We start from the raw sequence: 12526 nt of genomic DNA on the forward strand, positions 1-12526 counted from the left end.
CGAAACGGAGTGTAGGGAAGCAATAAGAGCGTCAGGGCGGATTACTTCTCTATCGCTCGTAATGACGAAATTACGTTATTTTTGCGTAAGTCCTGTACTGTAAAGAAGGGAATGGGGAGTAGGGCGTGGAAAGATAAAGAGACAAGGGAGGTAGGGGAGAAATAACATTGACTATTGACTACTGACTCATTCGTGAGAGGCTAAGGTCGGATACCATTTGTCAATAAGCAATAGTACTTAAAATATTGCTGAAATCGGGATTAAAAACAGAATTTTTGAGCCGGCGATGCCGAAGGCGGGCTACGCCTACGCGTCATCTTGATAGGCATGATTCATTCTTGACCCATCAGTTCAGTACAAAAGTTAAGTTAATACCTCCATTTTTTAAAATTTTCAGCATAATTTCTAATTTACAAAAGTAAGATTGTCTTAACCTCTCACTGATGCTACTGACTCTTAATTAAAAATTCTTGGATGCGTTTAACAAACTCTTCTAACTCTAAGATAAGGTTAGTAGTACCTCGACGCTCTTGGTTTTGAGCTAGTTGTTCTAGTTTTTCTGCTGCCAGATGCATGATTGTAGCTCCAACATTGGCACTAGCACCTTTAATTTGATGGGCTTCTCGCGCTAGTTGCTCAAAATCATGAGATGCGATCGCTATTTTCATTACCTCTAGACGAGGTTGAATATCTTCAACAAATATTTGCAGTAGTTCCAATTCAAATTCTGGGTTGTTTTCCGAGAGTTGATGCAAACGTTCCCAATCAATTGGGAGGTTCACTGAACTTACATCTGTTGTAGAAACTGTCTGCTCTGCGGCAGCTATTTCTTTTGCCCTGAATATCACACTTCCCCAACGCTCTAGCGTCGCCGCCAATTTTTCTTTGATTACTGGTTTGCTCAGATAGTCGTCCATTCCGGCATCTAGACACATTTGTTGGTCTTCTTTCATCGCATTAGCTGTCATCGCAATTACTACAGGACGACGACTGCTGGCAAAGCTGCTTTCTTGCCAACAATGAATTTCTTTTGTGGTTTCAAAACCGTCGAGAACTGGCATTTGGCAATCCATTAGAATTAAATCATAAGGAATTGTTTTCAAGAACTGCAAAACTTCTTTCCCATTACCAGCGACATCAGCACTGTAGCCCAGACTTTGGAGTTGCTTCAAGGCAACTTTCTGATTCACCAGATTATCTTCAGCTAAGAGAATTCTAAGTTTGGGGGAGCCGGGAGAATGATAGTTGCTGTTGTTTTCGTAATTTTTTAGTTTTAACTGCTGACTTGTGACTTCTGACTCTTTGAAGTTTCGAGCGCCGTCAGCCGACGCTCGAACTTCTCTGTGAATTCTGGCTTCTGAATCCTGACTTTTGACTTCTGTTTCTTCTTGTTCCAACTGCGTTCCTAAGATAGTCATGATGGTATCGAGGAGTCGGGACGGCTTAACAGGTTTGACCAAATAAGCCGCAAATCCTATTTTTAGCGCTCGTTGGATTTCATCCCGTTGATTTGTAGAGGTAAGCATAATCAAAGGTAGCCCAGCGATCACTGGATTTGCCTTAATTTGCTCTCCTAAGGTCATCCCATCTATTTCTGGCATCTGCATATCAACCACAGCTATGTCATAAAGATTTTTTTGCTTGGCAGCCTCCTGAATAGCTTTGAGGGCAGTAGTAGCTGAAACAGCCTGATCCACCAGCATCCCCCAACGGGTAGCTTGATGGTGGATGATTTTGCGATTAGTAGCATTATCATCCACCACTAACAAGCGCCGATTGAGTAAAAGTTCGCGTTCGTCTTCTGAGGAAATAGGGTAAAGTTGCTTGGCGAGAGTTACTTCAAACCAAAACTTAGATCCTTTCCCCAACCGACTTTCTACGCCAATTTCTCCTGCCATCAAGCTTACTAATTGCTTGCAGATGGCTAATCCCAAACCTGTGCCGCCATATTTACGGGTGGTGGAAGCATCTACTTGAGTAAATGGCCTAAAGAGTTTGCATTGGTCTTCAGAGGTAATGCCAAGACCGGTATCTGTGACGGCAAAATAGATGGTGGCTGTAGTAGAGGTTTGCGATCGCAATTCTGCTCGTAGCACTACCTCTCCATTGCTGGTGAACTTGATCGCATTGCTGATCAAGTTCATAAGAATTTGCCGCAGGCGGCCAGCATCACCTTGGAGGTGGGTGGGGACGTTGGGATAGATTAACGCTGCAATTTCTAATCCCTTATGATGGGCTGTGGGAGCCAATAATTCTAACACCTCTTCCACAGAGGTAGATAAGTTAAAATCTAGAGTTTCTAGTGCCATTTCCCCAGCCTCAAGTTTGGACAGATCCAAAATTTCGTTGATCAGGCTTAACAGAGCGTCTCCACTAATGCGAATTGTCTCAATAAAATCCCGTTGCTCCGAATTTAGGGGAGTTTCTAACATTAAGCCTGTCATGCCCAACACAGCATTCATCGGAGTCCGGATTTCATGGCTCATGTTAGCCAAAAAGGCACTTTTGGTTTGAGAAGCTAATTCAGCTTGGTGACGGGCAATTTCAAGTTCTCGTCGTTGTTGAGTTTCTGCGTTTAACATTTGGGCTTGGGCTAAGGCAATACCTACTTGGTCAGCTATTTGCCGTAAAAGATGAGTTTCAAAGCTAGACCATTGGCGGCAACTGCCGCACTGATGGACAATCAGCAAACCACAGAGTTCTTCTTTGACAAGAATGGGTACGACTAAATTGGACTTGACACCAAATTGTTGGAGTAATTCTATATGGCTTTTTTGAACTTCGACTATATCCAATTCAGCAAGCTCTAAATTTCGTCTTTGACGGTACTGCTGTAGATAGTACTGCTGTATGTATTCTGCTTGAAAGTAAGCATCGGTGAGTTTTTTCTCTTTAATTGCCAGCCACCCAGAAACTACTGCCTCAACCACGGTGGTTCCAGATCCATCTGCCAAAGGTTGATAAATCAAAACTCGGTCGCTGTGAAGAATTTTTTGTACCTCTGTAACAGTGATTTGGAGAATTTCTTTGATTTGCAAAGACTGACGAATCTTGAGGGTGATTTCAGTAAATAGTTGCGATCGCAAGTTTTGGCGTTGGAGTTGTTCTTCTGCCTGCTTGCGCTCAATAAACTGCCCTACTTGTTCGCCAATCGAATTCATGACTTTTGCCAAATTTGGGTCAGCTTGCTGGATCTGATGGCTAAAGCAGGTAATAACACCGATGATTTTTTTACCACTACGGATCGGAAAACCGAAAGCTCCGTGCAGTCCTGCTTCAGCAGCCATTTGAGAGCGGATGAAACTCGGATCTTTAGCGACATCAGCAATCCAAACAGGTTCAAGACTAGTCCAGACACGACCAGGCAGCCCAATTCCTGGTGCAAATGTGGTCTGCCGACTGAGGATGTCAAATTCTTGCATCTCGAAGGATATTTTATACCATGAATTTAGCAAAGACAGTAGATTTGATCGCGGATCTAGCATCCAAAATTCACTTAAATCCCATCCCAAACTTTCACAGATTCCTTGCAGGATTTGGGGCATGGCTTCATTGATTGTGGTTGACTCTGCCAAGACGCGGGTTGTAGCATACTCTGCTTTGAGATGCTGTTCAGCTAGTTTGCGTAAACGCAGCTCCTCAAAGACATCGGTGATGTCGATACCTGTGGCGACAATGTATTCAACGTAGCCCTTATAGTCTTGCAAGGTAGTGTTAGTCCAGGCAATCAGCCGCCGACTGCCATCCTTAGCTACCCAATGGTTTTCATACTCATTGGGCCCTTCACCAATTCGCAACTGCTCAAAAACTGCTTTAACTTGCTCTACCTGTTCAGGAACTAAAAACAGGTTCCAGAAATGCTTTCCTCTCACCTCATCAAATGAGTAACCAGTTATTTGTTCACAAGCTTGATTGAAGCGAACAATTTGTCCTTGTGTGTCAATAACTATTACCAAAGCGCTGGCTGTATCAAGAACTGCTGAGATAAAGTTGCGTTCTTGGTTCAGTGTTTCCTCTGTTAATTTACGCTCTTTTACCTCACGAGAAATTAAATAGTAGACTATAGCCAGAATCAGAAAACTTAGAAAAATAGCGATAGCAAGTGTCAAAACCGTGTTATTAGCACTGGCTTTTGCAGCTTGTGCCTGCTTTTGAAGCAATCCTTTATCCTTATTTTCTATCTCATAGATGACTTTGCGGATATCATCCATGAGATTTTTTCCCTGATTTGTCTGGATTAAGTGCAACGCCGCCTCGAATCCCTGATTTTGACGCAGGTATATAGTCTGCTTGAGTATGGCAAGTTTTGCAGCTATCAAAGATTCAAGGGTTGCAAACTGCTGTTGTTCGCTAGGTTGATTTGTTATTAAATCCTTCAACTCGACAATTTTTTGATCGATGTTTCCAACTACTGCTTGATAAGGTTCCAGATAACTTTCTTGTCCAGTGAGGATGTAACCGCGTTGTCCAGTCTCAGCATCCTTCATCTCGGACAATAATTCTTCGAGTTTATTGATTTTCTCTTGGGTTTTTTGTACCTGATAATTAGTATCAATCAATATACGTGTGTTTTGATAAGAAATCACGCCAATCAAAACTAAAATTGCCGATGCTAACCCAAAGCCTCCGGCTACTCTTTTAAAAAATTGTTTGCGTCCTTTCTGTGCCTGTTTGCGTGTATCACTCGCCAATACCAAACTTGCTAAGTTGCGCCGCATTTCTAGTTGCTTGATTACCTGGCGACCTAGAATTCGCAATGCTTCAATTTGTTCTGGAGAGAGGTCTCTTGGTACATGGTCAACTACACAAAGTGTTCCTAGTGCATATCCTTCAGCGTTAATTAGCGGTACACCAGCATAAAACCGAACATTCGCGTCAGAGGTGACTAGCGGGTTTGTAGCAAACCTTTCGTCTTCTGTGGCATCAGGCACAACAAAAACCTCAGGTTGCATAATAGCATGGGCGCAGAATGCTACATCTCGGGGTGTCTCTAGGGCATCCAAACCAACTCTTGACTTGAACCACTGGCGATTGGTATCAATTAGACTGATTAAGCTAATGGGAGTTCCACAAATATATGAGGCTAAACGGGTAAGGTCATCAAAGGCAGCTTCCGAAGGAGTATCGAGAATCTTATACTCCAAAAGAGATTTGATTCGCTGTATTTCGTTATCAGGTAATGGTGCTTTCATTCTTCAGACTTATACCATTTTGGATTTGAGATTTTGGATTTGAGATTATTTATCGGGTTTACCTTCTGCCTCCTGCCTGCTAAAATCTGATCCGCAATTGTCCTGTGAAGGAATTACCACTGTAGGCGCTTGTGCCGGTTTCTTGATTGCGGACATTACTAAAGCTATAGCCCAAGTCTGCTTCTATACTGGGCGACAGTTTTACCGTACAGCGCGTTTGATAGGTATTGGCGTTGTCAAATTCTCCTTTAAGTCGCTGCCGTCCTAAGTTGGCAGCAAGGCGACAGCGTAAGAATTTAGCAATATCTCCTTCCCAAGCTACCTCACCGTTGTAAACCAGAAAATCTGGTGGAGAAAAATAACCGCTCGTGCGTTCTAAATCGCGATCGTAACTCCAAGTAAATAAGTTAGCTGCCAAAGAAAATTGTCCAAACTTACGCTCTAATCTACTAAAAGACTGCACGTCGGAATTACCATCGTTGTAACTCCCCAAACGCAATGACGAAAACAAGCTGGTGTTACGCTCAATCTGCCAGTATAAATCAGGCCCAAATCGCCAAGCAGTAATTTGATTGTCTAAAGTTCGGGCATTGGATTTATAAGGCCCTTGTTCTAAATTAGCTGATAGTACTACTGCTGATAGCAATTGACCTGATGGCGAAACTTGCGGCAGTGAAATGGCAGACTCCACCTTAGCATTGAGATTGATAGCTGTGGGTAAACGATTGAACACATCGACTCCACCTGCTGTTTGCAGAGTCACTTGCCCAATTTTTCCCTGCCATCCAACTTGCAAGGGAAAATTCGTAACTGATTTAACACCGCGTTGCTCAAAGAAGTTAAAACCTGTCTTGAAAAATATTTTATTGCCATTACTCAATCGAAACTGAACTGTTGGTTGGAGGAAAAAATTGGTTTGGCCAAAGTTATCTGTGTCATAGTGATAGTCCGTATAAATACCTTCCAAAACTGCATCCAGCGTTCCTGGTTTGGTGGAAGTTGTTGGTGGACTTGAATTTTGCAGTGGTTTGGGTAACACTGGCGGTAATCGCAGATCAGGATTGAAGTTTTCGGGTGCCGCCATCAAAATAGGTATTGGCTCTAATCGATAGGGAAGCGGCATCGAAAGTTCTAAATGACCGAAATTTAGTTCGCCCTCTTGCTTGGCATTCGCGTAGCGTGTCGCAGACAAGCTAGACGCTCTGGTGCGATCGCTCTTGCTAGCTTGCTTAAGAGTAGGAGTACGCAAACTCGTTGGCGCAGCCCAAGGTAGAGAAGAGGCTACGCTATCGGTCCAAGCCCCTACTCTGACATCTCTGTGAGTTCTAAATTTTGAGTATTGCTCTACTGACTCAGGATTTACTTTGGTGACTCGCTCGGTCAATTCTGAAAATGATTTCCAGGTCTGGTCTGCTTGGGTAGCTTGTAACTTAGCTTCTAATAATGTCCAAATACCTACGTTACAAATTACTCCCAATTGAATCTGTAGGCATCCCAAAATAAACTGAGTGTACAAACTATATCGAGAAACAAAGAGATAACGTCTAAAACTATCTGTCATTGGTCGATACTATAGTTGTAAAAGAGTTTTCTGGCTGCTAGCTGATGTATTCGGCTTGGGATTATGATGCCCACAATAGATGCTTATTAAGACATGGCAAAGGAAAACGACTAAAAATTCTTTTGTTTTACAAGGGGTGTGGTCAAAAGTAGTTGCTAAGTCAGCGATCGCTTAATATATGAAGCAGAATAAGAATGATAATCAATTTCGGGAAATGGGGAGGTGGAGCATCGCTCCACCTCCCCATTTAATTAATAAAGATTATTAAGTAATAAAAACACAGATAGTCATTCACCAAAAAAATAGTCAAATCATCTGTTTAGGGGATGGCAAGGGGAGAACTTATGATTTTAGACTATTTAAAACTAGTGGGGTAAGATTTGGAGAATTACTTAAAGTCATAGCCGATAAAGACTATCAAGGAATTTTTAAAATTCATCAATTAAGTGAAACACCAATTAAAAAGCCAAAAGGTAAAAATTTGACGAAAGAGCAGAAGAAATGTAATTGACACCTGAATCGATTAAGAATTGTTGTCGAACACATTAATCGTCAGATAAAATTATTTAAAATTTTGTCTAGCAGATATCAAAATCGTCACCAACGTTTTGGCTTAAGGTCGAATTTAATTGCCGGAATTTATAATCACGAATTAGCGCTATAAATCAGATAAAAAAATAAAATTAATCAAATAACTTTAGTTATTAACTGATAACTGAAATGATGTTTGCTGTCAAAAATTTTAATTAGCGGTAAGCATAAAGCCTGCGGTATAGCTACGCTTAGGGCGCAGCCTCTCGTAGAGAAGCCATGCTGTAGGCTTATCGCTCGATAATACTTAATCGAAAAAATTGATAAATTATTCCCCTTTTAATTGTCAAAACTGAAATTAAAATCATCCAAAATTATAGCACAAAATATTTATGTAAGAGTTCTATATTATGAATTTAAAATTCCTAACTCTCTTTCCTTCCCTCAAGTAATTTAGTTACTTCTCCATTCAAACCATATAGCTCAACGAATCTTTTAAACAGCAAGGCAGTCTCGTGATTTGAAGTCCTATTTAAGTTGAATAAACGCTCTATATTTTTCTCAGCTAAAACTCTTAGATACGGCAAATCTTCAAAAAGCGTCAAACAAGAAGCAAAATGTAATATTATTTGTAATAATGGCTTGGGCCACTCTAGGTCACTATAAATATCTATAAATAGCTGATGTTCTGAGTCATTTAAGGGGAAAGCATAAAATATAACAATTATTCTTTTGTTATTGTAGACTGGAATACTCAATTCAATAGTGTAGGGAGTATGTAATATTAAATCCACCTCCACAGTCGGTTGTCGCCACATCCTCAAAGGATTAACTGGCGAATCTAATATTGTTTTAAATTTGATTATACCGCCGCTGTTCGTGGTCTGGAACTGGCTAATATTAATAATTTTAAGATTATTAAGGCTAAACTTATGAACTGTTTCTAAATGTTTTAAGTTCAATAGATGATAGATTTGGCAAATATAAGGGAACGGTAAAATATACTCTTGGCTAATCATGTGTAGCTTTTTTAATTGAAGCTTGTTAGCTTGAGTACGCTCAAGATATTCTTGATATTGGCTAGAACCTAAATCATTGCTATTGAAGCTTTCCTCAGGCTTGAGATATAACCAACTCACAAAAAAGCAAAAGGTTGTAAATAGCTGAAATATTTTTATAGGAGATAGATAACCATCAGCAAATACAGCTATGCTTCTATCGGTTATTCCAAAAAGCCAAGATGGAATACCAAATAACCAAATATTACTTTTGATTTTATCTAGAAAAAGTGCTATTTCAACATTTGAGATATAGCTACCTTGATTTACACTTAATTTATTGTTTTTAAAACAATTAATAGACATATTTTTGATTTTGTTTAATCATTTATAAAGTTGACACTTATATTAAGTCTAAACCAAAATATATAGTTATAACCTCTATCTTTAGTTGTATATATAAATTTTATTTCTTCATATTGACCTAAAATAAGTTCTCATGAGTTGGGCTAAAAAATACAAGTTATTAGGACATATCATCCTAAATACTATGCATATCTAGCCAAGATAAAATTCATTGTAAGTTTTGCTATTAAAAACTTCAAAATTGTATTTTTTGATGCAAAAATAAAAAAATGTTAAGATATTTATGATAACTAACTTTAAAAAATTAATTTATCTGAATTTGATAAAAGCGGTATATAGAGATTTAGATAAAAAAGATTTTTCCTAAAATGAAAAAATTATATAATTAGGGCGATGTGAGAAAATCAAACTATGTAAATATAAATAAATAAATTATAATATCTACTGAGATAACTGAGATATGGACACTCGTATAAAAGTATTTATAACTCGTCAACAAGACAAAGTCCTATTAAATCTCAGAACTGCGAATGTAGGACAAAAAGTTGATAAATCGAATCAGGAATGAGAATTTGTTCTCCGTTAGCTTCTACCAGCTTCGTCTGACAACCTTTAATGCTCAGTATCCGAAAAATAAAATAAATTATCTTGTCTGATGCCAAGCTATCTAGGGAAAATATGTAAAAACTTGAATTATAGCCCCTGGACACCAGACCAGATAAAAGTGAAAAGTCAGAGTCTTAATTAGGAAACAATTTTAAGTTTTTTTTCCTATAGCGAGTATATGCAGTACAAGAACTTCACATTCTTAATATTGATTTATTGCTATCTTTTTTAGCAAACATTTCCATAGTTTGATGCCCTAGAGTAATAAAGCTTTTTTCACAAGGCTACTGCTAGCGTTTTATTCCTATCCTAGGCTTATTAGTTTTAGGTAACTTTCCAATCAAGCAGGTTTCTGCAATTTTATTGAGTTTTCTGTTAATGGCTTGTGGTGGCTTAAACGACATTGTTGTGGAACCAGAGGCACTGCAAGGAGGGCAATCGCCTCTAGTATTTTTTAGAATAAGGGCATTTTTTCATTTTTTCCAGTATCAGCTTGTAGGAGAATAGCTACTCGACTTCTGGAAGTTTATATATGTGTTAGATTCGCTATATGCTTATTTGCAACTTCAAGGAGTAGATGATAATATATCTCAAGAATGATGCGGCGAGTCAAACAATTGTGAGAGGTTAATTGTGTCCTAAATTATTTCAGGAAAGTCTAGAAATGGTTGTAGCTTTAGATGATACCAAGCGGAGCGCGATCGCTACAGAGCTAGCAGATTTGAAAGCTATACAAGAGTTGTTAATTGCTAATGAACAAAAAGTAATACCTGCTGTCAGCAACGATCAAGAAATTAGCAAGCGCATAAACGACTTTCTCAAAGATGACCAAGAAAATCTCACAGTGATCGAGCAAGTCATCTCTAAATTTGGTGGTGGAGCAGCCCAGCCTAGAGACACTATAGGGCAGTACATCGAGCAAGTAAACCGTATAATAGATGGAAATGAGTTGACATTGTACCAAAAGGTTTCTATTCACGAAAGGATTAAGCACCAAGCCGTAATGACTGGTTTAATTATCCATAAAGCTTCTCAGGTGGTTGGTGATGATGTCAAAGAAGCTATTGGGCCACTCAATCAAGTGAACTTTGAAAATCGTGCCCATCAAGAACAATTGAAAGGTGTGTTAGAAGTGTTGGGTACAAGAGAACTTACAGGTCAAGACCCAGATCAAGGTGTTTGGGCGCGGACTCAAGATGCTGTTGCAGCTTTGAGAGGTGTATTCGAGGGTTTAACAAAATAAATACAACTGAAGACCGCCTCTACTTCTAGTTAGGTAAGTACTAATTGATAAAAATCCTAATAATCTCTTTTGATTTAAGGAATCCGATTGCGATCGCACTCAGTTTGAGATAAAAACTGAAATGTGATCGCTTTTTTTTAGGAGAATATGTCGGAAACTCAGAGAGGTTAGGAGATGGTTCATCAGATATACACAGCTGATGTCCTAGTTGTCGGTGGAGGAACCGGAGGCACTGCGGCTGCAATCCAAGCGGCGCGACGGGGAGCCAAAACGATTTTGGTGAGTGAATTTCCTTGGTTGGGGGGGATGCTGACTTCGGCTGGAGTATCTGCACCCGATGGCAACGAATTAGAAGTTTTTCAAACGGGGTTATGGGGTGCGTTTTTGCAGGAATTGCGACAACGACAGCCAGGTGGATTAGATAATAGCTGGGTAAGCTTTTTTAGTTACGATCCTCGAATTGGGGCAGAGATTTTTGCAGATTGGGTGCAGGAATTGCCAAATTTGCACTGGATTTCTAGACAAGTGCCTTTAGAAGTATTTCGCCAGAATGATTCTATTACTGGTGTCCGCTTTGCTGATTTTACTGTCACAGCCAAAATTATTCTCGACGCTACAGAATTAGGAGATTTATTGGCTTTAGCTGAGATACCTTACCGCTGGGGCTGGGAATTGCAATCTGAGTGGGGAGAACCCAGCGCCCCAGTGATTTTTAACTCTTTAACCAAGAGATATCCAGTGCAAGCGCCCACTTGGGTCGTGATTATGCAAGACTTTGGTGAAGCCGTCGCCCCAGAAATTCCGGCTGCCCCTAACAATAATCCATCCCAGTTTAAAGGTGCTTGGGATGGCTATGGAGCAGAGACATTTTTGAATTACGGACGCTTGCCTGGGGGTCTGTTTATGATTAATTGGCCAATTTGTGGCAATGACTACGGCGAAGGAGTAGGGCGGTTGATAGAGTCAGATGTATCCAGAGATGAATTCATCCAAGAATCTCGCTGGCACAGCCAAAATTTTGCTCATTTTATCCAAAATCAGCTTGGTCGTCGCTATGGTTTAGCAAAAAAACTATTTCCTCACACTCCGACAGCTTTTGCACTGCATCCCTATTACCGGGAAAGCCGCCGCTTAGTGGGGTTAACTACTGTCCGAGAACAGGATATTCTGCCAACTGCTGGAGGTAGAGTTGCATCTATATTTAATGATGCGAGTTTTTGCGTTGGCGGAGTTTCTCGTAGAGAAGCAATCGCTGTTGGTAACTACGCCAATGACCATCATTATCCTGGTGTTCAATTCCCACTGCAACCTAAATCTATCCGCTGGGGGGGACGTTGGACTGGGACTCCCTTTACAATTCCCTACAGTTCCCTAATTCCAGCCACAACAGATGGTTTCTTGGTTTGTGAAAAAAATATTTCTGTCTCCCACATTGCCAATGGGGCCACCAGATTACAACCTGTAGTTATGGGTATTGGTCAAGCAGCTGGGATGGCAGCGGCGATGTGTGTTGAGTTAAAATGCCAGCCGAGGGATTTACCTATTAGGGCGCTGCAAACGGCTTTATTAGAAGATAATCGCTCAAAAGCGCTAATTATTCCTTTATTTAATCTTCCACCCAATCATTCGGATTGGCTGCACTGGCAACTGTATTACTTAAATAACCTACAAGCCTATCCAGCTAGTGGTGATTGCCCTTCCCTATCGGGGAATGAGTACCCTGACTCTGCTTTTGACAAGGCATTAATTCGGGAAAGTAACTGTTTCAAAGGCATTTTCTACCGCTTGGATCAGCAGGAATACAGATTCACTGTCACAGCACCAGCCGCATATCAAGGGCAAACTTGGCAACTTGTGACTTTGCGATCGCATATCGACGAGCAATTACGCGTTTATCCCCACGAACAATTAGTTACATTGTGGGGTCGTCAAAATCACTCTGGTAATTGGTTATTAGTCGAACATTTAAACTGAGGATAAGAAGAGTTTATTTTCAGTAAAACAGAATACTTTTTGATGAATTGTCCGG

4 protein-coding genes and 2 pseudogenes are annotated in these 12526 nt (G+C 40.2%); 3 read left to right on the forward strand and 3 right to left on the reverse strand.

All coding sequences use genetic code 11. The features are described from left to right. Positions 1 to 446 precede the first annotated feature (446 nt). Together V7L29_RS07925 and V7L29_RS07930 are read right to left on the reverse strand one after the other, a co-directional pair. Positions 447 to 5192: a GAF domain-containing protein gene (locus V7L29_RS07925; protein WP_334735089.1), complete on the reverse strand. Its 4746-nt coding sequence runs from the start codon at positions 5190 to 5192 to the stop codon at positions 447 to 449. A gap of 79 nt (positions 5193 to 5271) precedes the next feature. Then, on the reverse strand, positions 5272 to 6753 hold the full coding sequence (locus tag V7L29_RS07930) for a hypothetical protein (RefSeq protein WP_334735090.1): 1482 nt from the start codon (positions 6751 to 6753) through the stop codon (positions 5272 to 5274). 271 nt (positions 6754 to 7024) lie between these two features. On the opposite strand from V7L29_RS07930, the pseudogene V7L29_RS07935 reads away from it, so the two are divergent. After that, positions 7025 to 7417 (forward strand): annotated as a pseudogene (locus V7L29_RS07935) (transposase family protein); the annotation flags it as partial. 292 nt (positions 7418 to 7709) lie between these two features. Here the strand turns inward: V7L29_RS07935 and V7L29_RS07940 are convergent. Continuing rightward, on the reverse strand, positions 7710 to 8648 hold the full coding sequence (locus tag V7L29_RS07940; RefSeq protein ID WP_334690222.1) for a hypothetical protein: 939 nt from the start codon (positions 8646 to 8648) through the stop codon (positions 7710 to 7712). Positions 8649 to 9918: 1270 nt separating this feature from the next. Here V7L29_RS07940 and V7L29_RS07945 point away from each other — a divergent pair. Beyond that, positions 9919 to 10476 (forward strand): annotated as a pseudogene (locus V7L29_RS07945) (hemerythrin HHE cation-binding protein); the annotation flags it as partial. 195 nt (positions 10477 to 10671) lie between these two features. Further along, a complete protein-coding gene (locus V7L29_RS07950) occupies positions 10672 to 12471 on the forward strand; it encodes an FAD-dependent oxidoreductase (protein WP_334690224.1) in 1800 nt (599 codons plus the stop codon). The last annotated feature ends 55 nt before the right edge of the window (positions 12472 to 12526 follow it).

Origin of the sequence: Nostoc sp. (assembly GCF_036916575.1) — a bacterium.
GTDB lineage: Bacteria > Cyanobacteriota > Cyanobacteriia > Cyanobacteriales > Nostocaceae > Nostoc.